This window comes from Endozoicomonas sp. ALD068, from assembly GCF_049310145.1.
Taxonomy (GTDB): domain Bacteria; phylum Pseudomonadota; class Gammaproteobacteria; order Pseudomonadales; family Endozoicomonadaceae; genus Endozoicomonas_A.
Genome location: NZ_JBLYNU010000004.1, coordinates 1174525 through 1200079, shown reverse-complemented (window position 1 = coordinate 1200079; position 25555 = coordinate 1174525). Strand labels below are relative to the sequence as shown.

The window sequence follows — 25555 nt, the reverse complement described above, 5'->3', positions numbered from 1 at the left end:
CACTCCGGCGCGGCTTATATAAGGAAGCAACATGGAACGTTCTGAGCAAATCCGGTTTGACAAACTGTATCAAAAACACATCACCACCCTGAAACTTCAGGGCAAAAGAAAATCAACCATTGATCTATACAGCAGGCCAATTGGGCGGCTGGAAACCTTCTTTGATCGTTGTCCTGACAGACTCAGCCCTGAGGATTTAAAAACCTATTTTGCCGCCCTGGTGGAAAGCCACTCCTGGAGCACAGTCAAAAACGATCGTAATGGCCTGCAGTTTTTCTGGAAACATGTTCTGGGCATGCGCCGCAGGCGCAGTCCCCTGGAAATTTTTGTTATGCCTATACTTCGATATATTTTCGAAGGTTGAAAGTTGGTATGAAGACACAGCTAAAAATTTATTTATTCAGTATTCTGATAACTATAAATTCTATTAACGTCTCTGCTAACAATGAATTTTACGATATTGGAGTGATTGAGAACTTCACATCAAAACTAACTGATTATAAGCAGTACGTAGGTCTTGCTTTCGCCTGCTTATTTTTGCCCACTTTAATAAATCGAAGTGATAGTTATTACAACACAATTACAACAGCAAATGCTTTATTAGCCGCCCTCGGTGGATCTATTGGATATTTAGCAGGTGTTACAGTAGCAAATTCACCTGAGTTAATTAGAAATGCAACAATTCTTATAGGAGAAAATATTAATTACATTGTAAAAATGAGTTCGCTTTCAATCGAAATTTCAGATGTACTTTTAATGATAGAAAAAGATCTAAAAATGATTTTAAATCTAACTCTTTCTGCTTCGGCTCTGGGGTTAGCAATAGCTACGATTTTGCTTAGCGAGCTAGATCAGCTGATCTACATCCTCACGTCGAGACATGCTTATTTGTTTTTGTGATTTGAGGCATAACGCCGCAATTACACCATTCTGTTGACACTTTACAGCATGGGCTTAAGGCTGGCCGAAGGCCTGAACCTGACCATTGCCGACATTGATTCCGAACTCATGCTCGGGCACATGTGCCCAAAAACCACCGCTATCTATACCCAATTAACAGAAACCGCCTAACTTAATACCAGGAAAGTGATGAATCATCTGATCAATGAACTCAAGCTGAAAGGAGATGATCAATGAAGCTTTCCCATATAGCAGCGCAATACGGTGATCGGTTTCTGGAAAAATACAGTCAATGTCTTTTACCTGGCCATATCAAAGCACTGCAAGCGATACAGCACTGTCGAACGTCGGCAGCCGGTATGACCTTGCTGGAATGCAACGGCTGCGGGACACGGGATCAAAAGCCCATGTCCTGCGGGCATCGCCACTGCAACCGCTGCCAGAACACCGATACCAGCGAGTGGCTGCAGCGGCAAAGACAGAAACTACTGCCCGTTGAATACTTTATGGTGACCTTCACCTTGCCAGCGCAACTTCGAAACCTGGCGTGGCAACATCAACGACAGGTGTACGATTTACTGTTCAGAACGGCAGCTGACACCCTGAAAGAATTTGGCAGCAATTCCAAAAAACTGGATGCAGACCTGGGAATGACCGGCGTTCTGCACACTCATAGCCGACGGCTGGATTACCATCCCCATATACACTTTGTCGTGCCAGGTGGCGGCATCAATACCCGACGAAAAGAGTGGCGCAAACTCACAGGCAACTATCTGTTCAATGGCAAGAACCTGGCCATGGTCTTTCGAGCCAAACTCCTTCGCGCCCTGGACGAACAGGGACTACTATCTCCGAGCCTGAAAACAAGGCTGCCCAATGAGTGGGTCGTCAATTGCAAACGGGTAGGCAAAGGATTACCAGCACTTGAATATCTATCCCGTTATCTGTACCGAGGCGTGATCAGTGACAACAACATCCTGACCAGCAAACGAGGAAAGGTGACCTTTTCTTACCTCAACAGTGAAACAGGCAAAAAGGAGAAGCGAACCCTGCCAGGAGAAGACTTCCTGTGGCTGGTACTGAAACATGTATTACCCAGGCGACTTCGACGATCGCGGGATTACGGATTTTTACACAGCAACGCAAAAAAACAATTATCACTGGTGCAACTGGTTTTAAATGTGATGGTGAAAGCAGTCGAACCCGTCATCCGCCCGAAATTCACATGCAGGCGTTGCGGTGAGTCTATGAAACACATTGCGTTCAGTTTCCTGAAACCGACCTGAGCTATTGTCACATCAACAAACACCGCCATTCACAAGCAAGGAGAAAATGTAAGCTCAGCCAGACAGATCCGACATATCCAAGACTACCGTAATGCAGTGGTCTGGAGACACTCATCCTGAATAAATAGCGTTCAGAAAAAACGTTTTGATTCAAGGTCCGCCAGATAAGTAAACTTCAATAGACCTTTCTTACCAGAATTCAACCTGGGCTTGTGCAACAACAGGATAAGATTGCGGCTGGGCGCAATCTATCCTTATTCGTTAGGTGTGCATGCTCAATTGCCAGTAACCAACATCTTGCCACTGGTTGAATTTAAAACCTACTTTTTCAAAGTGTGCGACTTTCTTCATACCCATTTTTTCGTGTAGAGACACACTTGATGGGTTTGGCAAAGTTATGCCACCGATTGCAGATTTTACATTTCTATTTTTCAATTCAGATAATAAAGCGTTGTATAGCTTTGAACCCAAACCTTTACCACAGCTTTCTTGAGAAAGGTAAACCGTCGTTTCAACCGAAAACCGATATGCGCTTCTATCTTTCCACTTTGTAGCATAGGCATAACCAACTACCGATGAGTTTTCTATTGCTACAAGCCACGGTAAACCTAAGCTTTGAACACTTTGAATTCTGCTTTTAAATTCTGAAGCTGAAACAGCTTGCTCTTCAAAAGTTATTACTGTGTTCTCAACGTAGTAGTTATAAATTTCAGCAATAGCTCTTGCATCGGAAATTAATACATCTCTTATCATAATTTTCACTGTATATGCTGAAGGTTTGAGCACACCTAACGCCAAAATCAGGTGCGCCGTAGGCGTCACCTGGATTTTTTTGTGTACGCCCGACATGGGCATGAACTTATGGGGTGAAAGTCCCCTATGGGTAAACCAGCATCGGATCTTGCGCCCAATAAGCCAACCGATGATAACCATTAGCCGACGGCAAGTGCAATTCCGCGAGGAATTGTGCGGAGGAAGCCTGAGCGCAAAAGTGCGAGCCGACGGACAGAAACTGCATACAAGGCCGAGTCTTGTGGGCGAGTGAGCACAAGATCACAAAGCCCTCTGGTTTGAGAGATACGGTAAATGCAGCGGTTGTGTACTGACAGTCCATGCTCTTATTCGGGGAGGTCTGCCCAACCGGCGACCGTGAATAATATCCAGTTTGACCACTGGTTCAACAGGTCTGGCATTCTGGCTTCATCAACCGGAATGAGCGAACTCGATGAAACACGGTAGCGCATTCAGGAGTAATCCTGTCTGTGTTTTGGGTAGAAGTCAGCAGACGTCATAGTAGCTGTTCGACAGAAGTCATTAACTGACCGGAAGTCGTCAGCGAAGGACTGAACACCGAAGACAAAGAGGAGACTGATTCCCTCGGAGCAGTGCAGCCGAACGGCGAAACACTGTATCTGGCGACAGAATCTTTAACCAGCTTTGAACCACAATCTACTAAGTTATGCACTGGAACCTGCCAACTTACTGAAGGCATGGAAACAGGTCAGAAGCAACAAGGGCGCTCCCGGCATTGATGGAGTCACCATTGAGGCCTACCCTGACTTTGCTAAACAGCATTGGCCTTCAGTGCGCCAAGCCTTACTGGATGGAACATATAAACCGTCTCCGGTGCTTCGGGCTGTCATTGAGAAACCCGATGGAGGAGAAAGGTTGCTTGGAATTCCTACCGTTCAGGATAGGGTCATACAACAGGCCATAGTGCAGGTGTTAACCCCTATCTTTGATCCCGGATTTTCAAACAGCAGCTTTGGTTACAGACCGGGAAGATCTGCACAAGATGCCGTGCAACAGGTTAAACGCTATATCAAACAGGGGCTGCATCAGGCAGTTGACGTTGATCTGAGTAAATTCTTTGATACCGTCAGCCATGATGTCCTTATGTCGAGAGTCTCTCGTAAGATTAACGACAAGTGTCTATTAAAACTGATAGGCCGCTACCTTCGTGCTGGCGTCATGATTGATGGGCAATGCTACCCGACTCGGGTAGGTGTGCCACAAGGCGGCCCTCTTTCGCCGCTACTGTCAAATGTACTTCTCGACGATCTGGACAAGGAACTGGAATACCGGGGTCATTGCTTCGCACGTTACTGTGATGATTTTGTGATACTCGTTGGCAGTCAACGATCAGGGGAGCGAGTGATGGATAGCATTACCCGTTACCTTGAACGAAGGCTGAAATTAACGGTAAATCCGACCAAAAGCGAGGTGGTGAAAGCCACCAAAGCAGAGTTCCTGAGTTTCATCTTTACAGGTAAGAAAATCCGGTGGACAGAGAAGAGCCTGCGCTGCTTCAGGCGGCAAGTCCTTAAACTCACCAGCCGCAGCTGGGGTGTATCAATGGGCTACCGTTTGCGAAAGCTTACCGAATATATCAGGGGCTGGATGGGTTATTTCAGAATAACCGAATATTACCGTCCTATACCGCTACTGGACCAATGGATACGTCGGCGTATCCGCTGCTGTTTTATCAAGCAGTGGCGTAAACCGAAAACCCGCTATCGAAATTTGGTCAGGTTGGGCGTTGATCACATCAAAGCCGCCGGGATCGCAATCAGTAGCAAAGGGTATTACCGGTTAAGCAAAACCTTTGCAACACAGCAGGCACTCAACGACAGTTACCTCGCAAAACTTGGGCTTGTTTCGCTGAAAGACTTATGGATTAGGTTTCACTATCCTAGGTGAACCGCCCGGTGCGGACCCGCATGCCGGGTGGTGTGGGGAGAGCTGGAGAAAGACCAGCTCTTACCCGATTACATTTCGATTACTCGGGACTCCCAAGTTCCATTGTTTTGCTGTGAGATGATAATAGAGTCTTTGTCTTCACTGGCAGCTGATAAACGACCATTTTTATCCCATGCTGCACTTTTACCTATCGGTTGCCAGCCACCTGTAGGTTTGTTGTGATTTGCCATGACAACCAACATATCGTGCTCAATTGCATAGGATTGAAGTTTTTCAGTATCTAACGCATACCCACCGTCAGTTATAAGAACACCAGCTGCATAAACTGTTGCCCGATCTTTTGCATAAACTTGAGCATGTAAAGGGTTGTTTGTGTCAGCACAGATAGCAAGCGCCACTCTATGGTTATCTATCTCAAGTACTCTTGGTTCTTTGCCTACTGAGAAGAATCTTTCCTCACCAGGGTGAAGATTCATCTTAGAGTAGGTTGAAACAGCTCCATCAGGGCTAAAGATGATTGAACCAATATGAATCTCACTGCCAAATTTCACTGGCGCTCCAACCACAATCCAAATGTTATTCTTTGATGCGGTTGATACAAACGTATGAAGCCTATCGTCATCGATCACAAATGCTAGATCAGAAGCTAATTCTGGCTCATAACCTGTTAAAGAAAGTTCTGGGAAAATAACTATCGAAGCTTGATGCTCAATTGCAACATCTATTGCTTTGAGATGACTTTCGATGTTTTTATTGGCATCTCCATTAACAGAAGGAATTTGTGCTACTGCAACTTTGAAGTTATGCATAATGTTCCTTTAGAAATGTAACCCAAAGCTGACGGGCTGCGTAGCAGTCCCAGCCGAGCGTGTTGTTATGTTGCCGATTTGCACAGGGTTGAGACATGGAAAAAGAAAACGATGCATACTCTGGTCAGCTTGAACACCTATTCTGGTTCATTTGAACACCCTGGATCTCCTACGCATCACCCAGTCTGATTTTTAGTCCAAGTGTTCAAGTGTTTCCAGTTTTCCCAGCTTCTTGCGCATGGATTCCCCTTTCAGCGTAATCCTGTGGGCGTTGTGCATCAGGCGATCCAGAATGGCGTCTGCCAGAGTCTCATCACCGATGCTGCCATGCCATTGCCGGGTCGGTAGCTGGCTGGTAACCAACGTTGAACTTTGTTCGTGACGGTCATCCATCACTTCCAGTAAATCGTTGCGTTGCTGCTGGGTCAGAGGTTCCAGCCCCCAGTCATCCAGTATCAACAAATCCACCTTCGCCAGTTGCTTGAGTTGCCTGCTGTAGCTGCCATCACCATGGGCAAGGCTCAGCTCTTCCAGTAAGCGCGAGAGTCGGTAATAGCGGACACTGTAACCCTGTATGCAGGCCCGGTGTCCCAGTGCACAAGCCAGGTAACTTTTACCACTGCCACAAGGTCCGGTAATCAGCAGGTTCCTGTGCCTGTTTAACCAGTCCTCGCTGGACAGTGTGGCTATTTGGACTTTCTTCAACCCCCGGGGATGTTCGTAGTCAATGTCGTCTACCCGTGCAGCCAGTTTAAACCTGGCCGCCCTCAGTAACCGGGCAAGACGTTTGTTATTGCGCTCGGTCTCTTCCTGTTCTGTCAGGAGGGCCAGCCGCTCCACAAAGCTCAGGCTGTCGTAGGTGCCGGGCTGCTCCAGTTGCTGAGCCAGGGCATCGGCCATGCCTGTCAGGCGCAGTGACCGCAGACGGGTCAGAGTTTGATTCATCATGATACGTCTCCAGTTACTGATAGCTGGCTGCACCACGAACATTTTCGTGGCTGTCATGAAGAGGTAGTGTCGTTTGTTTCACCTCAGGTTGAAGAGCCTGTTTGTCTTTACCTGATTGCAGGATCGCCCGGATATTCTTGAGTCGGTAACCTTTGATTTTCCGGGCATGGGCGCAAGCATTGTTTAACCGGTCAGCTCCGTAATCCCGTTTGAGGTTCAATAACCCCAGGCAAGACTGATAAGCCTGCTCCGGATGCTCACGACTGTTCAACAGATACTGAGTTATCCAGTGAACATCGGGGCCCAGCTGTTTTGCCCACTCCAGCAGTCGTTCCGGTGTCCACTCCTGGTGCTTGCTATGTCGTTCAGGCATATGGGCTGATTGAGTGGTAAAACCGGTTGTGAACTTGCGGGGGTGACAGGCCACAACTTCACCTTTGCAGAAGACAGTGACCGTATGTTCTGTTGCCTGAACTTCAACCTCTTTCTTGACCAGCTGATGAGGCACTGAGTAGTAATGGCCTTTACAGTGAATGTGATAGTCAATGTTCACCTTGGCTTTGCTGAACTCAGCGTACTCAAAGGCCTGTTTGGGCAAAGGTCGCAAAGCGGGTTCGTCCAGTTGCTCAAAGGTACTTCGTCGTGTACCTGGCAGTTTTTGAAAGGGCTTAAGGTTGAGTTCAGTCAACAGCTCCCGTATACGACTGTTCAGTTCTGCCAGGGTAAAGAAGGTCTCATGACGAAGTCTGGCCAGTATCCAGCGTTCAACCAACTGCACACCCACTTCGGCTTTCGCCTTGTCTTTGGGCTTGTAGGGCCGAGCTGGAATGACCGCCACCTGGTAGTGGTTGGCCAGGTGTTGGTAGGCCGGGTTCAGGTCCGGTTCATAACGGCAAGCCTTACTGACACCGCTCCTGAGGTTGTCTGGTACCACGACAGCTGGAATACCTCCAAAGAACTCAAAGGCCCGAACATGAGAACCCAGCCAGTCTTCGGACTTCTGGGACAGGGTGGCTTCTGCGTAGGTGTAGTTAGAGGCTCCCATCACCGCTACGAAAATCTGGGCGTTATGGGCGATCTCACCGGTCTTTGGATTAACGACAGGGACCGTAAGACCGGCGTAGTCTACAAACAGTTTTTCACCCGCCTTGTGATGCTGTCGCATGGAACGTTTCTGGCAGCCCAGCCACTGGTTGTAGCGGTGACAGAACTGCGAGTAGCTGTAGGCATTGAGAGTGCTCTCCTGGCAGTACTCCTCCCAGAGTGTTTGCTTGGTCACCTCCTTGCGCTTGAGTGACTGGTGTATAACGCCCCAGTCCGGGTCGACCAGCCCCTGGCGGCTCGACAGTGGGGCCTCAGGGAACAATGTTTGCACCAGGGTAGCCTCAGAGCAATCGGAGGACAGAGGCCAGCTCAGTGGGGACCGCTCAAAGGCCTGAACGTAGTTGGACACAGTGCCAACACTGACCCGCGTGCTGCGAGCTATTTGCCGGATGCTGACGGAGTTTTTCAAGATAGTTGTCCCGAAAACTGAATTTTAGGCTGCCTTTTTCTCGTTAATTCTTGCTTCAGACAACCGCTCAGGATTCAGTGCAACCGCACCTACAGGCTCCCAGTTCCTGATAACTCCTGACCAGCGCGTTGGATTAGCTTCTCGCGCTTTGGTATACACCTGTTTCCGGTGATTCAGGATTTCCTGATCTCTTTTCTCATGGCGTTGCGCTGGTGTCACAAAACGGATTGAGCTATGACGGTGTTCATTGTTATAAAACCGCTCAAACTTCAGCATCCACTGTCGACTGTGTTCTAACGTCAGAAAACCTTGAGATGGCCACTGAGGTCAGTACTTCACCGTTTTAAAGATCGATTCTGCAAATGCGTTATCATTACTCACCCTTGGGCGACTATGAGAGGGAATAATGCCCAATTCCTCAAGCTTGGCCTTAAAGGTACTCGACGTCATTGGAGCCCCATTGTCTGAGTGCAGTACAAGCGGTGTTTTAGTGCATTTTTCAGCCACCATTGTCCGGTTAATCAGTTCACTGGCTAACTCACCAGACTCATGGCTATGAATCTCCCAACCAACAATCTTACGACTGTAAACGTCCAGTATCAGGTAGAGGTACCAGAACTGGCCGCGTACCCTGGACGGTATGTAACTGATGTCCCAACACCAGACCTGGTTAGGGCCGGTGGCAACATAGGTTGTCGGCTTGTTGCTTTTCGATCGCTTTCTTGAACGACCGCGGTGGTGCAACTGACCATGCTTTTTCAAAACACGGTAAAAGCTAGATTCAGAAGCAACGTATACTCCCTTGTCTACAAGGGCTGGTACGATCTGCGATGGTGGCAGGCTCGCATACTCATCTTCATTACTGATAGACAGAATACGTTGCTCCTCTTCCTCTGTCAGTTTGTTAGAGGGTACCGGGCGCAAGGCATCCGGGCGTTTGTCCGTTAACACTGCACCATTGTCATCGCGCCAGCGATTCAGTGTTTTCAGGGATATTTCCAATTCTTCAGCAGCCTTCCAGCGAGAAGCGCCGTTTGCTATAGCCTCATCAAACCATGTCAGCAGTTGGCGGCGCTTATCGGCAGGTGTCAGTTGTCCTCGCTGTCTATCCCGTAGAAGGCATCGAGCTTTTTTGATAGCACCAGCAGGGCTGCAGCTTCTGCCAACGCCTTGTCTTTACGGCGAAGCTCTTTTTCAAGGCTCTGATTGCGCTTACGCTCTTGTTTTAATTGCTTGCTTTCCTGGTCTGCACGCTGAGAAGCCTGATCAGCACCTGAAATACAAGCGTGCTTCCACTCCTTGACTTGTTGAGGATAAAGCCCTTTTTTACGGCAGTATTCACTTAACTCTGTTTCTGACAAAGCAGCGGTTTCAACGACCACGGCAAACTTGCTTTCAGCAGACCATTGTTCTGATTTTTGTTCGTTCCCTGGCACAGGTAATCCTTTGTCCCGTAGTTTTTTACGCCAATTATACAGGGTTTGTTCGCTGATACCTTCCTCTCTGGCAACATCCGGCACAGAGCGATTGTGTGGTGGTAACAGTTTTTTCAAAACAGCTGATTTACGTTCCTCTGAAAAACGAGGCATATTCAACGTCCATCGCCCACTGTCTAGCTTTTATTGGTTAATCAGTGAGCGGGACAACTATCCTGACACAGCGGGCCCTCTGTGTCAGAATAGATGTCGCCTCTTTTGATTCATGACTCTCAATAACTGAGAGCATTTAGAAAGAGGCTGTTATGGCTCGCTATTCCAAAGAAATGAAAGAGTCCATTATCCAGAAGATGATGCCGCCAAATAATGTTTCCGTGGCTCAGCTTAAAAGAGAAACCGGCATTACTGATGCGACCCTGTATACTTGGCGCAAACAGGCAAAAGCGCAAGGTGTAGTCGTGCCCGGTGATGGTAAGAATCCTCAGCAGTGGAGTGCTGAAAACAAGTTCGCGGTTCTGATGGAAACCGCCAACATGAACACAACAGAGCTATCCGAATACTGTCGTAAGAAGGGTCTCTACTATGAAGACCTGCAGCAGTGGAAAGCTGATTTTATCGCAGGCAGCACAAAGCCTGCTGAATCCCGTCAGGTACAGGCCGCTGCCAGACGAGATGACAAGAAGCGCATCCAGAAACTGGAAAAAGAACTCAAACGCAAAGACAAAGCACTTGCTGAAACCGCAGCACTGTTGGTTCTAACAAAAAAGGCAAACGCGATCTGGGGGGAGCGCGAGGACGATTGATTCCTCTCCCTGATCGCAAGGAAGCCGTTGCTTTAATCCAGGAAGCTGTTTCACAGGGTGCACGTAAAGTGAAAGCCTGTGCTGCGCTCAACCTGTCGATACGCACGGTTCAGCGCTGGCAAAAAGATGTAGAACAGGTGCGGGAAGATCAGCGTCAATACGCAGACCGGCCAATGCCTGCCAACCAACTAACCAAGAGTGAGCAAAACGAGATTCTGAAAGTCTGTAACAGCGAGCGATTCAAAAGTAAGTCGCCATGCCAGATTGTACCGACACTGGCCGACGAAGGTGTTTATATAGCTTCTGAGTCAAGCTTTTATCGAGTGCTGAAGGCCCATAATCAACAGCATCACCGCGGTCGCAGTCAGAAGCCCGCAAAGCGGAAGCCAACATCGCATCGGGCTACGGCACCGAATCAGCTCTGGTCGTGGGATATAACATTCTTGGGGTCGCCCATCAGGGGTAAATATTATTATCTCTATTTGGTTCTGGACGTCTATAGCCGCATGATTGTGACCTGGGAAGTCCATGAAAGGGAGTCCTCTGATCTGGCTGCTCAGATGATCCGCAAAGCCTTCATGCAGAATAAAATCAGCCTTCAGGAGCAACCACTGGTTCTGCACTCCGATAATGGCAGCCCAATGAAAGGGGCGACCATGCTGAGTACTCTTCAGCAGCTGGGTGTGCAGACATCGTTCAGCAGGCCACGCGTGAGTAACGATAACTCATACTCAGAGTCAGGCTTCAGAACCATGAAATACCGTCCTGGGTATCCGAATCACTTCTCCAGTCTGGAGTCAGCCAGAGAGTGGGTGTATGGGTTCGTAAACTGGTACAACATGGAGCATAAGCACAGTGGCATCAAGTTCCAGACCCCCTACGACAGACACACAGGGAAGGCTCAGAAAAAGGTTCTGAATCGTGAAAGAGTTTACCGTAAAGCAAAAGAGCAACACCCTGAGCGATGGGGAAGCCGTGAAACCAGAAACTGGCAATTACCGGTAGAGGTGTGGCTTAACCCTGAGCGATCAGAGAATCAGCAGCATTGTGATTTAGCTGCATAAGTTGAGGCGACATCTACCTTGAAAGTTACCGTTACTAACATCTCCCGACCACAGTTGAGAACTGCTATAGCGGGGTATTTGTTTTCTAAGCCTTTTTGACCAGCCTTCTTGCCACTTGATTTCTCCTATTAATACTGAGTCACCTTTGAATCCGATAAAATCAGCTGCCTCACCAACTTTGCCTGTATAACACCAAATAGCTGTTGGAGTATCAAAAAATAGGTTTGGGTCTTCTTTTATAAATTCATGTATATCATTGACTTCATTCCAACTAACTAAATCAGCAAGTTCTTGAGAGCCACCGCAATCAACTATTCCTTTACCATGTCCTTTGAATACTGATTTATGCCATTTGATTGATTGAACCTCTTCAGAACACAGAAGGAATTTTTTATTTTTAGCATCAACCTTCCAAATTTTTTTCATTATTTACTCCAAATTTTATGAGCCGCATAACCGCAAAGCTGACGGGCGCACAGTATGTGCGTCCCAGCCGAGCGTGTTGTTATGTTGCCGATTTGCACAGGGTTGAGACATGGAAAAAGAAAACGACACTAAACTCAGATATTTTGTGTTCTTCTACCACCTAAGCAATGGAATGGATAGTGCGTTTGGGAACATCTGGGTTAAAGAAGCCGAACGATTCCCAAGCAATAAAAGTATTTGTGAGCAGGTAACTAAAACCGACGATAGGTTTAAGCCTGAGCATGTAATTATTACTGGTTGGCAAGAAATGACCGAAGCAGATTTCAACGATTTTGAAAGAAGTGATTAAGGCAATATAACGCCTGCCGCAGCTGCTGACAAAATGGGCGCTTGTTTTGCGGGGTTTTGCAAAACAAGTGACCGTTTTGGCAGTCGGTTGCCGGCACTTGTTAAGTGTTACTACTTTTTTGAACATTCTACGCACTTACCACTTATTAAATCCATGTTTTGTAAATGCGAGCCGAGATTTGTACCACATACAGGGCAAACACAAGACAATAGTTTTACGTATGAATAGATAGCCCAAACAAAGAACAAGCCTAATACAGCTAAATGGGTAAGCATTGCAGTAATAAACAGAACAGCCCCAATTCCCCAGCCTAATAAAAGTGTTGCTCTTGCTCCCATCTATTCTTCCCTACCACTTAACGCCTGCTTCAGCTGTGCCGCCGCAGGGCGGGGCGAAGCCCCGGAACGAACTGGAAGCATTTGTTAAACGGAATCTGGCACAGGCTCTGGAACCTCACCACAATAATACTCCTTTGCGAGTAGTTTACGATCCGTAACGAAACCTGCAAAGCCTGAATTACTTGTATCGCCAGGAGGCCTGAACATAATCATGGGTTCAACGCTTTGACGCTTTAAAAGATCAAGCATAAGAATGAAGGCTCGTAAAGCATGTCTTGGTAGCCCTCTTATCCCCCACGATTTAGTGTCAAGATTACTTTCTTGGAAGTACATCAATGCATGATATTTGGAAAAGAAAAGTGGTATGAACTTTCTGCCATCTTGAGTATGACCAAAATATGAACCTGTTACTTTATCATTTCTCAGCTCCATGATTGTCCAGAATGGTTCTGCTTTATAGCTTTCATCAGGCAAAGCAACGGATGACAACCGCATTCCTAGCAAGTGGGGCATAGTTGGTAAATCATTTATGGTTTTTAGATTTATGTCGTAGTGCTCTGCAATTTTTTTCGCACCAGACTGATATCCATTTGCAGAAACCATTTCACCTGAGATATTACCAATATCTTGAAGTTTCAAGGCAAATTCTTGAACCCTACCTTTGTCAACAGCAGATGAGTAATCTTTGCATTCAATTGCAACATGATGAATTCTATTGCCAAATACAAACTCATAATAAACATCAATTTGATGTACCGCTCCAGACTTACCAACTAATTTTTTATCTTTTTCTACATTTAGTCCTTCGTCCTTCATATTGAGAAGGAACTGATATGTATTTCTTACGTATTCTTCTAACTCTTTGCCATTACTCATATGTTGAAATTCCGTTTAACGCCAGCAGCCTCGGCAGACAAAATTGGCGGTTGTTTTGCCAGGTTTTGGGCAAAACAACCGCCAATTTTGGCTGTCCGTTGCCTGCACTTGTTATGTGCGGGGTACTGGATAAATAGTAACAACAACACTACCGCCGACCCCAGCCAACTTTTTTATTGCGTCTGACTCTATTCTTGAATGAAAGTTTTTTGGTGTAGTTCCACTTTCATAGCCAAAGTCAAAATCTCTCCTTAGTGCTTTGTCCCAGATATCTCTTGATGATTTGGACAAACCATCAATTAAAGAAACATACTCAGCAATTATCTCATCGATCCCGCTACAGGCTGTTTCAAAGGATCCATAATAAATACCATCAATCTCTTCATTACGAAACACGCAAATACGCTCCCCCCATTCCTTGATGATGGGAGATATATCAATCGACGATTCTATATCTAGATCTATGTTAAGAAAGTGGATCTCATTCATAGTAACTTAACTTGATTTGGTACATAACCGCAAAGCTGACGGGCAGCGTAGCTGTCCCAGACCGGCGTGTTGTTAGATTTGCGATTGCATAGGAGCCAACAGCAAAGATGAAAAAAGATATTGCAGGTATTGAAAGCGACATAATCAGGCGCACACTGCTTGTTTTCATAATCACTCCACTTTACCCAGTTATATGTGTTTTAGGAATATTACAGGTTACATGGCTTGAATTGAGTAGAGCTTGGTTCAACATGTGCATCGTTTCGCAGGTTATCTCAGGCGTTCGTTATGTGAACAAAACTATCGCTGAATGTTGGCAAAGACCGAACACTCGCTGAGTGAATCTAACCGCAAAGCTGACGGGCGCACAGTATGTGCGTCCCAGTTGGGCGTGTTGTTAGATTGCCGCTGGCACTGAACTATCAAGTATTACTTACAAGTTGGAAAACACTATAAACACTGAAAAAACATCATTTAGCGTAGCACTGGAATCATTGAAGGAAGGTAAAAGAGTTTGCCGCGATGGTTGGAATGGTCGAGGCATGTTCTTGTATCACGTCCCGGCGAATGAATACCCAGCGCGAACCGACGCAGCTAAAGATTGCTTCGGGGATATGGTTCCTTACGGTGCTTACATCGCTATGAAGACAGCCCAGGGTAATGTTGTTCCGTGGCTGGCTTCACAAACTGACCTGCTAACCGACGACTGGGTAATTCTCGGATAAGGCAATCTAACGCCTGCGTGAACCGCGCGCCGAAGGCGCGTCGGGTGGAGCCCTTAAGGGCGGAACGAATTCCACGCACTTGTTAGCTTCGTGGCACTAGCATTATTGGTGAATAGGATTTCCATGAAAAATGAAATATAAAACCAGGTACTAGGAGTATGATGATATAGTATATCTCCATTCCTGAGAGTACAGAAAGTAATATAGGACCTGTACTTAGAGAAAATAATTTTATGAGTTTGGTTAGTTTTACTTTTAAGTCAAAGCCTAACTCTCGTATTTCATTTTTACCTTCTCCGTTTTCTAAAAATAATTTCGCCTCTCTATGAAAAGAAATGCTATAGAATATTGAAATCATTGTTATAACACTGTAGAGGATTAGAATTATTGGCTGATATGATATTAGGAGATCATTAAAGTTTACTACAACAGATTGAATTGCATTTGTTTTATAGAATAAAAATAAAATTAGTGTTGGTAATAGATAGAAAAATATATTTAACATCCATAGGAAATTCCCATAAGTCCTTGCTTTCATTTATTTTCCCTGCCCTCAATAGGTGGCATGTAATAAAATTGTTTGTGCTATATAGCGCTGATGTTGTTGAGAAGCTAACGCTTGGTTCAGGTGCGCCTTAGGCTTCACCTGGAACCACTTGTTACACGGCGATTACTCCATGCCTATGTATTTGGGCTGTGATTGTATGCGGTCTATCCATTGCATAATTGCTGGATATTCTTTTAAATCAAAGCCACCCTCACCGGCAACATGAGTATAACCATACAATGAGATATCGGCTGTGGTAAGTTTGTTTCCTGCAAGGTAAGGTGTTTTTTGCAGTTGCTGCTCCATTACTTGAAGTGCTTTGTGCCCACCTTCCTGCTTTGACTCATAATCTGCTTTACGATCATCGGGCAAACCAAGATATTTTGCGATAAATCTGGCTACTGCAATGAATGGCTCATGGCTGTACTGTTCAAAAAACTGCCACTGTTGAATTTTTGAATATTCAAATGGATCACTTGATAGAAATTCTGTTCCTGATGCCAAATAATTTAAAATTGCATTTGATTCAGATATGCAACGTCCATCATCTAATTCCAGAACCGGAATTTTTGCATTTGGATTTTTAGCTAGAAATTCTATTGTATGAGTTTCGTCTTTGAGAATGTCTAAATGAATCCAATCGTGTTCGATATTCAGTAACGATGCGAGCAATTTAATTTTGTAGCAGTTTCCAGATTGAATATCTCCGTAGATTTTCACTTACTTCTCCTTTCTTCACGTAATCGTTGTTTTGTTTCTACCCAACGTGATGTTAGTTTATTGCTTGATTTAGCCGTGTAACGCCTGGTTCAGCCGCCGCCGAAGGCGGTCGGGTGGAGGGCAAAGCCCGGAACGAACTGGAACCATTTGTTATACGTGTGCTCTAAAGTTGCTTTGAAATTGGGTTTAATTGCAATTGTTATTTTTGGCTGTGTTCAAATTTGGTTACTAATAGTGAGGTTAGTTTAAGATTGAAAATGACCTACAATACCGAAAAATATAAGCAGAGCTATAAACTTTAAAAAGGGCCAAACTAAGCTTAATTGACTCCAGAATGTTAACACTATTGGTACTATTGATAAGGCTCGAACATATCTTTGAGTGCTTTTTACGAATATATATCGTGCCGACAGACTACAGATACACAGAGAATAAAAAATCACTTCTTTTTTCATATATGGATGTTGAATTTGAAAATACAGCGATACCAATGACGAGAAAAGAGCCAGAACAAAAGCAACAGCTATAGCATATTTTTCTCTTCCGGTTTTTTTCTCATGCCTCACAGTAATCCTTCCTTTGTATTGAGTAGTGTTTTTTGTTTATGAACGTATAACGCCTGCTTCAGCCGCGCGCCGAAGGCGCGTCGGGTGGAGGGGCGAAGCCCCGGGACGAACTGGAAGCATTTGTTAGGCTTCATCTCGATGATTAATAATGCTGTCTTAGAGCAGAACCAATATCTTTCATCACACTTTGAAATAATGAATGAGCCTGATTCAGTGCGGACGTACTATCCCTTTCATTTTTTGTCATTAATACATTTGTCATTTCACTATGCAACATATTGATATTATTTCGAAGCATGTCGTTTGCAACTCTTTCGATTAAAATAGCAACATTTGTGTTTGAAACTCGAATTTCATTATCAAGTTCATTACTTAACATTGGTCTTGATTTACTATCAGGATTTTTCCTGAAATATTGAACATCTTCAAGGTGTGCTTTTGTTATTAGTCGAGCAATATTTGTTAAAGAGTCTTGCAGTTTAATGAAGTTTTCTCTCTGAAACTCCCTCGCTTTTTCAGAACGTTCATAAGAATTTTTATCTTGCTGAATTTTTCTATTATTTCTTGCAGTGATGATTGTCGTTAAAATACTTGATGAAGCGCCTACGATGACACCTAAAAGAGTTCCAACAAAACCCCATGTTACAGGCTCCATTAAATCCTCCAACTATAAAGAAAAACTTCTCAAATTATAAAATCAAATGCGTAAATTTTGTACTGAAGCCTAACGCCTGCATAAGCGGCGGCGCGTCTAGCGCCGTCCGCTGGATGCTCTTGTTGAACCAAGCCGCTAACGCGGCAAAAAAATACCGTTCATCCCAGCCACCCCAACATTGCCAATACTTCCTGATATCCGCACCACTCCGGCGCGGCTTATATAAGGAAGCAACATGGAACGTTCTGAGCAAATCCGGTTTGACAAACTGTATCAAAAACACATCACCACCCTGAAACTTCAGGGCAAAAGAAAATCAACCATTGATCTATACAGCAGACCAATTCGGCGGCTGGCAACCTTCTTTGATCGTTGTCCTGACAGACTCAGCCCTGAGGATTTAAAAACCTATTTTGCCGCCCTGGTGGAAAGCCATTCCTGGAGCACGGTCAAAACCGATCGTAATGGCCTGCAGTTTTTCTGGAAACATGTTCTGGGCATGCGCCGCAGGCGCAGTCCCCTGGAAATTTTTGTTATGCCTATACTTCGATATATTTTCGAAGGTTGAAAGTTGGTATGAAGACACAGCTAAAAATTTATTTATTCAGTATTCTGATAACTATAAATTCTATTAACGTCTCTGCTAACAATGAATTTTACGATATTGGAGTGATTGAGAACTTCACATCAAAACTAACTGATTATAAGCAGTACGTAGGTCTTGCTTTCGCCTGCTTATTTTTGCCCACTTTAATAAATCGAAGTGATAGTTATTACAACACAATTACAACAGCAAATGCTTTATTAGCCGCCCTCGGTGGATCTATTGGATATTTAGCAGGTGTTACAGTAGCAAATTCACCTGAGTTAATTAGAAAAGCAACAATTCTTATAGGAGAAAATATTAATTACATTGTAAAAATGAGTTCGCTTTCAATCGAAATTTCAGATGTACTTTTAATGATAGAAAAAGATCTAAAAATGATTTTAAATCTAACTCTTTCTGCTTCGGCTCTGGGGTTAGCAATAGCTACGATTTTGCTTAGCGAGCTAGATCAGCTGATCTACATCCTCACGTCGAGACATGCTTATTTGTTTTTGTGATTTGAGGCATAACGCCGCAATAAGCCGCTGAGCCGCAGGCGAGGTCAGGTGGAGGCCGAAGGCCGGGACGAACTTGATTGCTTTGTTGAACCAAGCCGCTAACGCGGCAAAAAAATACCGTTCATCCCAGCCACCCCAACATTGCCAATACTTCCTGATATCCGTACCACTCCGGCGCGGCTTATATAAGGAAGCAACATGGAACGTTCTGAGCAAATCCGGTTTGACAAACTGTATCAAAAACACATCACCACACTGAAACTTCAGGGCAAAAGAAAATCAACCATTGATCTATACAGCAGACCAATTCGGCGGCTGGCAACCTTCTTTGATCGTTCTCCTGACAGACTCAGCCCTGAGGATTTAAAAACCTATTTTGCCGCCCTGGTGGAAAGCCATTCCTGGAGCACGGTCAAAACCGATCGTAATGGCCTGCAGTTTTTCTGGAAACATGTTCTGGGCAAACACTGGGACTTTGTTGAAATCATCAAACCACCGACCGTCAAGCGACTGCCCGTTATCCTGACGCCTGCTGAGGTAGAACGACTGCTCAATACTGCACGGAAACTGCGCTATTACACCATTCTGTTGATACTTTACAGCATGGGCTTAAGGCTGGCCGAAGGCCTGAACCTGACCATTGCCGACATTGATTCCGAACTCATGAGAGTCCATTTGCGCAACTGCAAAGGCGGCAAGGATCGCTATGTTGATCTTCCCAGTCGAACACTTAAGGCCCTGCGCCGCTATTGGGCCACTCACCGAAACCCAAAGTTTCTTTTTCCTGAAGGCCAGAGCGCACAGCAACGGCACCGGGCGACTCAGCCCATGAGCCGTTCCTGCACCCAGAAAGCCATGAGACAGCTGGTTGAAGAATGCAGGATTAATAAAAAGGTCAGCCCTCACAGTTTACGACACAGCTTTGCCACGCACCTTCTTGAACAGGGTTTAAGTCTCAGGGCTATTCAGACACTGCTCGGGCACATGTGCCCAAAAACCACCGCTATCTATACCCAATTAACAGAAACCGCCCAACTTAATACCAGGAAAGTGATGAATCATCTGATCAATGAACTCAAGCTGAAAGGAGATGATCAATGAAGCTTTCCCATATAGCAGCGCAATACGGTGATCGGTTTCTGGAAAAATACAGTCAATGTCTTTTACCTCGCCATATCAAAGCACTGCAAGCGATACAGCACTGTCGAACGTCGGCAGCCGGTATGACCTTGCTGGAATGCAACGGCTGAGGGACACGGGATCAAAAGCCCATGTCCTGCGGGCATCGCCACTGCAACCGCTGCCAGAACACCGATACCAGCGAGTGGCTGCAGCGGCAAAGACAGAAACTACTGCCCGTTGAATACTTTATGGTGACCTTCACCTTGCCAGCGCAACTTCGAAACCTGGCGTGGCAACATCAACGACAGGTGTACGATTTACTGTTCAGAACGGCAGCTGACACCCTGAAAGAATTTGGCAGCAATTCCAAAAAACTGGATGCAGACCTGGGAATGACCGGCGTTCTGCACACTCATAGCCGACGGCTGGATTACCATCCCCATATACACTTTGTCGTGCCAGGTGGCGGCATCAATACCCGACGAAAAGAGTGGCGCAAACTCACAGGCAACTATCTGTTCAATGGCAAGAACCTGGCCATGGTCTTTCGAGCCAAACTCCTTCGCGCCCTGGACGAACAGGGACTACTATCTCCGAGCCTGAAAACAAGGCTGCCCAATGAGTGGGTCGTCAATTGCAAACGGGTAGGCAAAGGATTACCAGCACTTGAATATCTATCCCGCTATCTGTACCGAGGCGTGATCAGTGACAACAACATCCTGACCAGCAAACGAGGAAAGGTGACCTTTTCTTACCTCAACAGTGAAACAGGCAAAAAGGAGAAGCGAACCCTGCCAGGAGAAGACTTCCTGTGGCTGGTACTGAAACATGTATTACCCAGGCGACTTCGACGATCGCGGGATTACGGATTTTACACAGCAACGCAAAAAAACAATTATCACTGGTGCAACTGGTTTTAAATGTGATGGTGAAAGCAGTCGAACCCGTCATTCGCCCGAAATTCACATGCAGGCATTGCGGTGAGTCTATGAAACACATTGCGTTCAGTTTCCTGAAACCGACCTGAGCTATTGTCACATCAACAAACACCGCCATTCACAAGCAAGGAGAAAATGTAAGCTCAGCCAGACAGATCCGACATATCCAAGACTACCGTAATGCAGTGGTCTGGAGACACTCATCCTGAATAAATAGCGTTCAGAAAAAACGTTTTGATTCAAGGTCCGCCAGATAAGTAAACTTCAATAGACCTTTCTTACCAGAATTCAACCTGGGCTTGTGCAACAACAGGATAAGATTGCGGCTGGGCGCAATCTATCCTTATTCGTTATGTTGCAGCTTGTGGGACAAAACTAATTTTTACTTTGTACCCAATTGCTTTTGCATAATCTTCGATGGTTGACAATTTTGGAGAAGTTTTTGAATTAACATTCTCCAAGCGGGATATATTACTCTTTTGTGTATGCAAAATTTCCGCCATTTCTTCTTGGGTTAACCCTGCTTCTTTACGAAGTGCTATAAGCTGTTTCCGTAATTGATAGGCAAGCTCTAACTTTTCGTACTCTGCTCTCACATTTGGATTTTTGAGAGCCTTCTTCTTAAAATCAAAAAATGTTGGTCTTGTCATTTTTTGACCTCCTTCATCCTCTTTTTGGCAAGATCCAGCTCTTTCTTGGATGTTTTCTGAGTTTTTTTAATGAAGGAGTTGAGGATGACTACCTCTTGCCCCTTTATCTGACAAAACAGAGAACGACCTATGCCTTCTTTGCCTTTTGCTCTAATTTCGAAGAGACCATCACCCATCGGAGCTGTGTATGGTTTGCCGAGTGCAGGACCATATTCTTCAATCATTTCAGCTATATGGATGAAGTTAGCCAAGATTCCTTCAGGAAAGCTCAGTGTCTCTTCCTCTATCTTCTTGCTGTAAAACGTGATTCGCCACTTCATACATAAAGGTTATCATATTTGATAACTATCGCAAGAAATAGTTCCCTGAAACTTGTGATGAGCTTGCCTGCTGCAACATAACGCCAATTTCAGCCGCGCGCCGCCAGGTGCGTCGGGTGGAGGGCGAAGCCCGGAACGAACTGGAAATTTTTGTTAGCTCCCGTCTAGCATTTGAATTCAGTCCTGAAAGGTAGCACTGCTTTCTAGCATTGGAACATTTTTAATACCATAGGTTGCCGAGCACTGCTTATAGGGACAACTAAAAGTACCAGAGTAAACCTTGTTATCTTGCAAGATAGATATTCGTTTTTCTTCCATGCAAGCAGGGCAAGCAAAATGTCTGGGGCTTTTTTTATACTGATAAACAACTGCTCTGCCATTTGTCTCTACAAGCGCATACTCGCTAGATTTTCTTTCCCAAGCATCATTCTCGGCTAGCTTCGACTCTAACTCTTTATTTTTTTCTTGAAGAGCGAATAGTAAGGATTGAGTATTGAAAAGGCTATCCTGAGCTTCAGTAAGTGCCCGCATAGCTGCATTGACTTTTTCTCTTGCTTCACTATCAATTTTGGCGTCTAAGAGTAGTTGAAAAATATCTTTGGCATGCTTGAAGCCATCATAAGCACCTTTGAGCGAACTAAAATCCATTCCAGTCTCCTAAAATAGTACAGTTTGTTTTCCTCAATAGACAACATTGGAATTATAAGCGAACCACCCCAGAGAGCAAATTCAAGACTCTGGGGGTGGAATTGGTATCTAAAACTTAGCTCATGCTCTCATAATCTTCTACGTACTCTGCAGGACCAATGCCGTTATAACCAGTATCTAATTTTGCATCACACTTGGGACATACCATGTTTATATGGCTGCCTCGAGGCTTTACTGGGTTTAGAATGACTATTTTACTGTTGTGAAAGCAGTTTGCACATGCAAGGTGTGCACTTTCTCCATTGGCTTCAGCTTTTTTCAGTGCATAAGCTTGTGCTGGCCCCCTCCAGGGTGACACAAGCTGATACCTTTGCTTTACATTGCTCCAATCTTCTTTCGCATTTAATCTTGCCTCCAGCTCTCTGAGCTTTTCCTGAAGCTCAAATTGTGAAGTTGTAGCAGCTAAGGCACTGTTCTGAGCTTCAAGCAAAGCACTTTGGAGTTCGATCACTTTTCCCTGTACATCTGACATATTTTTCATTTCCAAAAGAGATTTGGATATGTCGGTAGCGGCTTTTAGGCTTGAGATTGCGGCTTGTATAGCGGCAAGATCCATCACTTCCTCCAGAAGTTATACGACAAAGAAGGCTACCGCTAAAGGTTACTGATTGTGCTTGATGAACTCAAGGGAGCTAACGCCTGCTTCAGGTGCGCCGAAGGCGTCACCTGGAAGCATTTGGTACGCCCGGCATGGGCATGAACTTATGGGGTGAAAGTCCCCTGTGGGTAAACCAGCATCGGATCTTGCGCCTAATAAGCCAACCGATGATAACCACTAGCTTAAGGCAAGTGCAATCCCGCGAGGGATTGTGCGGAGGCAGTCTGACTGCAAAGGTGCGAGCCGACGGAGACTGGGCGTCCCCCAGAAATCGCATACAAGGCCGAGTCTCGTGGGCGAGTGAGCCAATGATCACAAAGCCCTCTGGTTTGAGAGACACGGTAAATGCGGCGGTCGCCTGCATGGATGCAGGTGAGGAGCGTGAGCAGGACGCGGAAGCTTTGTGCACTGACAGTTCATGTTCTTATCCGGGGAGGTCTGTTCAACATGCGATTGGTTATTCCCAGTTCTCAGCCACTGGTTACAACAGGCTCGGCGAGCAAGATTCATCACCCTGTTCGAGCAAACCCGATGACAACCAATAGCGCCCAAAGGAGTAATCCTGTGTGGTGATTGAACAGAAGTCAGCAGAAGTCATACGACTGCATGGATGCAGGAGCTAGAGTAACGCAGGAGCAGTTACCGCGTAGTTGTTCGACAGGAGTCGTCAGCGAAGGACTGAACACCGATGACAAAGAGGAGACTGATTCCCTCAGCGCAGTGCAGCCGACCGGCGAAACACTGTGTCTGGCGACAGAATCTTTAACCAGCTTTGAACCACGATCTACTAAGTTGTGCACTGGAGCCTGCCAACTTACTGAAGGCATGCGACTGCAAGGATGCAGGAGCTAGGGCGAAGCAGGAGTCAGAGCCGAGAAACAGGTCAGAAGCAACAAGGGTGCTCCCGGCATTGATGGAGTCACCATTGTGGCTTACCCCGACCTTGCTAAACAGCATTGGCCCTCAGTGCGCCAAGCCTTACTGGATGGAACATATAAGCCGTCTCCGTTGCTTCGGGCTATCATTGAGAAACCCGATGGAGGAGAAAGGTTGCTTGGAATTCCTACCGTTCAGGATAGGGTTATACAACAGGCCATGGTGCAGGTGTTAACCCCCATCTTTGATCCCGGATTTTCAAACAGCAGCTTTGGTTACAGACCGGGAAGATCTGCACATGATGCTGTGCAACAGGTTAAACGCTATATCAAACAGGGGCTGCATCAGGCGGTTGACGTTGATCTGAGTCAGTTCTTTGATACCGTCAGCCATGATGTACTCATGTCGAGAGTCGCTCGTAAGATTAACGACAAGCGCCTGCTAAAACTGATTGGTTGCTACCTCCGTGCTGGCGTCATGATTGATGGGCAATGCTACCCGACACGGGTGGGTATGCCACAAGGCGGTCCACTTTCACCGCTGCTGTCGAATGTACTTCTTGATGACCTGGACAAGGAACTGGAATACCGGGGTCACGGTTTCGCAAGATACTGCGATGACTTCGTGATATTGGTTCACAGCCAACGGGCAGGGGAAAGGGTGATGGAAAGTATCACCCGATACCTTGAGCGTCGACTGAAACTGACAATCAACCCGACCAAAAGCAAGGTGGTGAAATCCACTGAGGTCGAGTTCCTGAGTTTTACCTTCACAGGGAAGAAAATCCGCTGGTCACAGAAAAGCCTGCTTCGCTTTAAGCGGACAATCATCAAACTCACCAGCCGCAGCTGGGGAGTCTCGATGGACTACCGCCTGCGAAAGCTTGCCGAATATATCCGGGGCTGGATGGGTTATTTCAGAATAACCGAATATTACCGTCCTATACCGCTGCTGGATCAATGGATACGTCGGCGCATCCGTTGCTGCTTTATTAAGCAGTGGCGCAAGCCGAAAACCCGTTATCGAAATTTAGTCAAGTTAGGCGTTGATCATATCAAGGCCGCTTCGATTGCAGCCAGCAGCAAAGGGTATTATCGGTTGAGCAAAACCTTCGCAGTACAGCTGGCACTCAACGACAGTTACCTTACAAAACTTGGGCTTGTTTCTCTGAAAGATTTGTGGACCCGGTTTCACTATCCTCGGTGAACCGCCTGGTGCGGACCCGCATGCCGGGTGGTGTGGGGAGAGCTTGAGAAAGACCAGCTCTTACCCGATTTATGCGTCATTTGATTGATTCATCTCTCTTAACTCAACTCTACCCCTTCCACCTTGAGCTTTAAAGAAAGCTGAAAAGTAAAAAAACAAGGTTAAGAATCCAATAAAAGTTAAATGCTGATAAATGTTAATTTTTGCTGCTGATATTGCATAACCATATGAAATGGCAATCACGAATACAAACATCAATACTGAAGTTATGTATGAGTGGAATATTTCAAGGTAAAGCAACCCTTTCTTTAACTTCGGATATTTTATTGGATCATTTATTCCATTGCGCGCTGATTTAGCAATAACTGAAAAAATACATTTCAGTCCTTGGACTATTTTTTGAATAGGAGAAGTGGTGAAAATATAGGCTATAGCATATATCAAGCTCAATATTACGAGAACCACTACGAGAAACTCTATAATCATTGCGATTACTGGATGAAATTTTCCTGATATGCTCAATACATATTCAATATAAGCTTTTAATGAATCTAAAAAACCCATCCAGCAATCCCTTTCAATGTTAATTTATCTGAGTTTATGCCTTATTTTTGAAAGTTCTTCAATCAAAATATCAACCTGCTCTTTGGTTGCCGCTATAGGATAACCTGCACACGACGATCTTAATATTTCATGGTGATCCACCATAAATAATCCTTCGCTTTCCAAGTAGAGTTTATACTCTTCAGGAGTTAAAGCTTCCATCGTATTGATGTCGATAGCTTCAACTTCAATATTTGTCTTATGTTTTTTTAAAATATCATTCACTGTGAACTCTCCTATGACGCATAACGCTTGGTTCAGGTGCGCCGTAGGCGTCACC

26 protein-coding genes and 3 pseudogenes are annotated in these 25555 nt (G+C 45.5%); 12 read left to right on the top strand and 17 right to left on the bottom strand.

Features of this window, described 5'->3' with window-relative positions; translation table 11 throughout:
* The first annotated feature begins 31 nt into the window (after positions 1–31).
* The 3 genes from ACO6V5_RS03850 to ACO6V5_RS03840 all read left to right on the top strand — a co-directional run bounded on the left by ACO6V5_RS03850 (position 32) and on the right by ACO6V5_RS03840 (position 2186).
* Positions 32–364, top strand: coding sequence for a site-specific integrase (locus ACO6V5_RS03850; RefSeq protein WP_422441869.1), 333 nt, complete (start codon positions 32–34; stop codon positions 362–364).
* An 8-nt stretch (positions 365–372) separates the two neighbouring features.
* Positions 373–900 (top strand): hypothetical protein, encoded by a 528-nt coding sequence (locus ACO6V5_RS03845; protein WP_422441871.1) that lies wholly within the window; start codon positions 373–375, stop codon positions 898–900.
* A gap of 233 nt (positions 901–1133) precedes the next feature.
* Positions 1134–2186, top strand: coding sequence for an IS91 family transposase (locus ACO6V5_RS03840; protein ID WP_422441873.1), 1053 nt, complete (start codon positions 1134–1136; stop codon positions 2184–2186).
* A gap of 261 nt (positions 2187–2447) precedes the next feature.
* Here the strand turns inward: ACO6V5_RS03840 and ACO6V5_RS03835 are convergent, their stop codons facing one another.
* Positions 2448–3035 carry an arsinothricin resistance N-acetyltransferase ArsN1 family B gene (locus ACO6V5_RS03835; RefSeq protein ID WP_422414009.1) on the bottom strand — a complete coding sequence of 196 codons (588 nt, stop codon included), beginning with the start codon at positions 3033–3035 and terminating at the stop codon, positions 2448–2450.
* Between the two features lie 269 nt (positions 3036–3304).
* Positions 3305–3430 (bottom strand): hypothetical protein, encoded by a 126-nt coding sequence (locus ACO6V5_RS03830; protein WP_317142120.1) that lies wholly within the window; start codon positions 3428–3430, stop codon positions 3305–3307.
* 193 nt (positions 3431–3623) lie between these two features.
* Between ACO6V5_RS03830 and ltrA (ACO6V5_RS03825) the strand changes: the two genes are divergently transcribed.
* The gene (gene ltrA / locus ACO6V5_RS03825) at positions 3624–4886 is read left to right on the top strand and encodes a group II intron reverse transcriptase/maturase (protein WP_422414007.1); all 1263 of its coding nucleotides are present in this window, start codon (positions 3624–3626) and stop codon (positions 4884–4886) included.
* Positions 4887–4954: 68 nt separating this feature from the next.
* Here ltrA (ACO6V5_RS03825) and ACO6V5_RS03820 read toward each other — a convergent pair whose 3' ends face one another.
* From ACO6V5_RS03820 to ACO6V5_RS03805, 4 genes and pseudogenes are all read right to left on the bottom strand, one after another.
* Positions 4955–5695, bottom strand: a complete 741-nt coding sequence (locus ACO6V5_RS03820; protein WP_422414005.1) for a carbon-nitrogen hydrolase family protein — start codon at positions 5693–5695, stop codon at positions 4955–4957.
* 192 nt (positions 5696–5887) lie between these two features.
* Entirely contained in the window at positions 5888–6646 is a 759-nt protein-coding gene (gene istB, locus ACO6V5_RS03815; RefSeq protein ID WP_317146525.1) for an IS21-like element helper ATPase IstB, read from the bottom strand.
* Positions 6647–6656: 10 nt separating this feature from the next.
* A complete protein-coding gene (gene istA, locus ACO6V5_RS03810) occupies positions 6657–8159 on the bottom strand; it encodes an IS21 family transposase (protein ID WP_422492194.1) in 1503 nt (500 codons plus the stop codon).
* A gap of 21 nt (positions 8160–8180) precedes the next feature.
* A pseudogene (locus ACO6V5_RS03805) lies at positions 8181–9745 on the bottom strand (IS3 family transposase).
* Positions 9746–9897: 152 nt separating this feature from the next.
* Between ACO6V5_RS03805 and ACO6V5_RS03800 the strand changes: the two are divergent.
* Positions 9898–11459, top strand: a protein-coding gene (locus tag ACO6V5_RS03800; RefSeq protein WP_422138110.1) for an IS3 family transposase whose coding sequence is annotated in 2 segments (ribosomal slippage) — positions 9898–10360 and positions 10360–11459 — 1563 coding nt in all. Because the reading frame shifts where the segments join, the coding sequence is not laid out codon by codon here.
* Here ACO6V5_RS03800 and ACO6V5_RS03795 read toward each other — a convergent pair.
* The gene (locus tag ACO6V5_RS03795; RefSeq protein ID WP_422413621.1) at positions 11448–11885 is read right to left on the bottom strand and encodes a hypothetical protein; all 438 of its coding nucleotides are present in this window, start codon (positions 11883–11885) and stop codon (positions 11448–11450) included. The genes ACO6V5_RS03800 and ACO6V5_RS03795 overlap by 12 nt on opposite strands.
* Positions 11886–11994: 109 nt before the next feature.
* On the opposite strand from ACO6V5_RS03795, the gene ACO6V5_RS03790 reads away from it, so the two are divergent.
* Positions 11995–12234 carry a hypothetical protein gene (locus ACO6V5_RS03790; protein WP_422413623.1) on the top strand — a complete coding sequence of 80 codons (240 nt, stop codon included), beginning with the start codon at positions 11995–11997 and terminating at the stop codon, positions 12232–12234.
* 422 nt (positions 12235–12656) lie between these two features.
* Here the strand turns inward: ACO6V5_RS03790 and ACO6V5_RS03785 are convergent, their stop codons facing one another.
* Positions 12657–13448: a restriction endonuclease gene (locus ACO6V5_RS03785; RefSeq protein WP_422413625.1), complete on the bottom strand. Its 792-nt coding sequence runs from the start codon at positions 13446–13448 to the stop codon at positions 12657–12659.
* Positions 13449–13559: 111 nt separating this feature from the next.
* The gene (locus tag ACO6V5_RS03780; protein WP_422413627.1) at positions 13560–13937 is read right to left on the bottom strand and encodes a hypothetical protein; all 378 of its coding nucleotides are present in this window, start codon (positions 13935–13937) and stop codon (positions 13560–13562) included.
* Between the two features lie 440 nt (positions 13938–14377).
* Between ACO6V5_RS03780 and ACO6V5_RS03775 the strand changes: the two genes are divergently transcribed.
* Complete coding sequence (locus ACO6V5_RS03775; protein WP_422413629.1) at positions 14378–14662, top strand: DUF2829 domain-containing protein; 285 nt, start codon at positions 14378–14380, stop codon at positions 14660–14662.
* Positions 14663–15332: 670 nt separating this feature from the next.
* Here ACO6V5_RS03775 and ACO6V5_RS03770 read toward each other — a convergent pair.
* Both ACO6V5_RS03770 and ACO6V5_RS03765 read right to left on the bottom strand, forming a co-directional pair.
* Positions 15333–15929, bottom strand: coding sequence for a glutathione S-transferase family protein (locus ACO6V5_RS03770; protein ID WP_422413631.1), 597 nt, complete (start codon positions 15927–15929; stop codon positions 15333–15335).
* Positions 15930–16637: 708 nt separating this feature from the next.
* Positions 16638–17150 carry a hypothetical protein gene (locus ACO6V5_RS03765; RefSeq protein ID WP_422413633.1) on the bottom strand — a complete coding sequence of 171 codons (513 nt, stop codon included), beginning with the start codon at positions 17148–17150 and terminating at the stop codon, positions 16638–16640.
* A gap of 235 nt (positions 17151–17385) precedes the next feature.
* Here ACO6V5_RS03765 and ACO6V5_RS03760 point away from each other — a divergent pair, with 235 nt between their 5' ends.
* From ACO6V5_RS03760 to ACO6V5_RS03745, 4 genes and pseudogenes are all read left to right on the top strand, one after another.
* On the top strand, positions 17386–17718 hold the full coding sequence (locus ACO6V5_RS03760; RefSeq protein ID WP_422138325.1) for a site-specific integrase: 333 nt from the start codon (positions 17386–17388) through the stop codon (positions 17716–17718).
* An 8-nt stretch (positions 17719–17726) separates the two neighbouring features.
* Positions 17727–18254, top strand: coding sequence for a hypothetical protein (locus ACO6V5_RS03755; RefSeq protein WP_422134271.1), 528 nt, complete (start codon positions 17727–17729; stop codon positions 18252–18254).
* Between the two features lie 198 nt (positions 18255–18452).
* Positions 18453–19355, top strand: coding sequence for a site-specific integrase (locus tag ACO6V5_RS03750; RefSeq protein WP_422413636.1), 903 nt, complete (start codon positions 18453–18455; stop codon positions 19353–19355).
* Positions 19352–20403 (top strand): annotated as a pseudogene (locus ACO6V5_RS03745) (IS91 family transposase). The gene ACO6V5_RS03750 and the pseudogene ACO6V5_RS03745 overlap by 4 nt, the downstream one beginning before the upstream one ends.
* Positions 20404–20664: 261 nt before the next feature.
* Here the strand turns inward: ACO6V5_RS03745 and ACO6V5_RS03740 are convergent.
* The 4 genes from ACO6V5_RS03740 to ACO6V5_RS03725 all read right to left on the bottom strand — a co-directional run bounded on the left by ACO6V5_RS03740 (position 20665) and on the right by ACO6V5_RS03725 (position 22548).
* A complete protein-coding gene (locus tag ACO6V5_RS03740; protein WP_422414164.1) occupies positions 20665–20964 on the bottom strand; it encodes a helix-turn-helix domain-containing protein in 300 nt (99 codons plus the stop codon).
* Positions 20961–21284, bottom strand: a complete 324-nt coding sequence (locus ACO6V5_RS03735; protein ID WP_422414166.1) for a type II toxin-antitoxin system RelE/ParE family toxin — start codon at positions 21282–21284, stop codon at positions 20961–20963. The genes ACO6V5_RS03740 and ACO6V5_RS03735 overlap by 4 nt, the downstream gene beginning before the upstream one ends.
* Positions 21285–21461: 177 nt before the next feature.
* Positions 21462–21932 (bottom strand): hypothetical protein, encoded by a 471-nt coding sequence (locus tag ACO6V5_RS03730; protein WP_422414168.1) that lies wholly within the window; start codon positions 21930–21932, stop codon positions 21462–21464.
* 115 nt (positions 21933–22047) lie between these two features.
* Positions 22048–22548: a hypothetical protein gene (locus ACO6V5_RS03725; RefSeq protein ID WP_422414170.1), complete on the bottom strand. Its 501-nt coding sequence runs from the start codon at positions 22546–22548 to the stop codon at positions 22048–22050.
* Between the two features lie 921 nt (positions 22549–23469).
* Between ACO6V5_RS03725 and ltrA (ACO6V5_RS03720) the strand changes: the two are divergent.
* Positions 23470–24672 (top strand): annotated as a pseudogene (gene ltrA, locus ACO6V5_RS03720) (group II intron reverse transcriptase/maturase); the annotation flags it as partial.
* Between the two features lie 69 nt (positions 24673–24741).
* Here the strand turns inward: ltrA (ACO6V5_RS03720) and ACO6V5_RS03715 are convergent.
* Positions 24742–25236 carry a hypothetical protein gene (locus tag ACO6V5_RS03715; protein WP_422413977.1) on the bottom strand — a complete coding sequence of 165 codons (495 nt, stop codon included), beginning with the start codon at positions 25234–25236 and terminating at the stop codon, positions 24742–24744.
* Positions 25237–25260: 24 nt separating this feature from the next.
* Positions 25261–25500 (bottom strand): hypothetical protein, encoded by a 240-nt coding sequence (locus ACO6V5_RS03710; protein ID WP_422413979.1) that lies wholly within the window; start codon positions 25498–25500, stop codon positions 25261–25263.
* Positions 25501–25555 lie beyond the last annotated feature (55 nt).

What these genes read in the sequence shown, in the direction of transcription:
- ACO6V5_RS03850 (WP_422441869.1), top strand. Translation starts at nt 32, where the DNA reads ATGGAACGTTCTGAGCAAATCCGGTTTGACAAACTGTATCAAAAACAC.
- ACO6V5_RS03845 (WP_422441871.1), top strand. Translation starts at nt 373, where the DNA reads ATGAAGACACAGCTAAAAATTTATTTATTCAGTATTCTGATAACTATA.
- ACO6V5_RS03840 (WP_422441873.1), top strand. Translation starts at nt 1,134, where the DNA reads ATGAAGCTTTCCCATATAGCAGCGCAATACGGTGATCGGTTTCTGGAA.
- ACO6V5_RS03835 (WP_422414009.1), bottom strand. Translation starts at nt 3,035, where the DNA reads ATGTCGGGCGTACACAAAAAAATCCAGGTGACGCCTACGGCGCACCTG.
- ACO6V5_RS03830 (WP_317142120.1), bottom strand. Translation starts at nt 3,430, where the DNA reads ATGCGCTACCGTGTTTCATCGAGTTCGCTCATTCCGGTTGATGAAGCC.
- ACO6V5_RS03820 (WP_422414005.1), bottom strand. Translation starts at nt 5,695, where the DNA reads ATGCATAACTTCAAAGTTGCAGTAGCACAAATTCCTTCTGTTAATGGA.
- ACO6V5_RS03795 (WP_422413621.1), bottom strand. Translation starts at nt 11,885, where the DNA reads ATGAAAAAAATTTGGAAGGTTGATGCTAAAAATAAAAAATTCCTTCTG.
- ACO6V5_RS03790 (WP_422413623.1), top strand. Translation starts at nt 11,995, where the DNA reads ATGGAAAAAGAAAACGACACTAAACTCAGATATTTTGTGTTCTTCTAC.
- ACO6V5_RS03785 (WP_422413625.1), bottom strand. Translation starts at nt 13,448, where the DNA reads ATGAGTAATGGCAAAGAGTTAGAAGAATACGTAAGAAATACATATCAG.
- ACO6V5_RS03780 (WP_422413627.1), bottom strand. Translation starts at nt 13,937, where the DNA reads ATGAATGAGATCCACTTTCTTAACATAGATCTAGATATAGAATCGTCG.
- ACO6V5_RS03765 (WP_422413633.1), bottom strand. Translation starts at nt 17,150, where the DNA reads ATGGAGCCTGTAACATGGGGTTTTGTTGGAACTCTTTTAGGTGTCATC.
- ACO6V5_RS03760 (WP_422138325.1), top strand. Translation starts at nt 17,386, where the DNA reads ATGGAACGTTCTGAGCAAATCCGGTTTGACAAACTGTATCAAAAACAC.
- ACO6V5_RS03755 (WP_422134271.1), top strand. Translation starts at nt 17,727, where the DNA reads ATGAAGACACAGCTAAAAATTTATTTATTCAGTATTCTGATAACTATA.
- ACO6V5_RS03750 (WP_422413636.1), top strand. Translation starts at nt 18,453, where the DNA reads ATGGAACGTTCTGAGCAAATCCGGTTTGACAAACTGTATCAAAAACAC.
- ACO6V5_RS03740 (WP_422414164.1), bottom strand. Translation starts at nt 20,964, where the DNA reads ATGACAAGACCAACATTTTTTGATTTTAAGAAGAAGGCTCTCAAAAAT.
- ACO6V5_RS03735 (WP_422414166.1), bottom strand. Translation starts at nt 21,284, where the DNA reads ATGAAGTGGCGAATCACGTTTTACAGCAAGAAGATAGAGGAAGAGACA.
- ACO6V5_RS03730 (WP_422414168.1), bottom strand. Translation starts at nt 21,932, where the DNA reads ATGGATTTTAGTTCGCTCAAAGGTGCTTATGATGGCTTCAAGCATGCC.
- ACO6V5_RS03725 (WP_422414170.1), bottom strand. Translation starts at nt 22,548, where the DNA reads ATGGATCTTGCCGCTATACAAGCCGCAATCTCAAGCCTAAAAGCCGCT.
- ACO6V5_RS03715 (WP_422413977.1), bottom strand. Translation starts at nt 25,236, where the DNA reads ATGGGTTTTTTAGATTCATTAAAAGCTTATATTGAATATGTATTGAGC.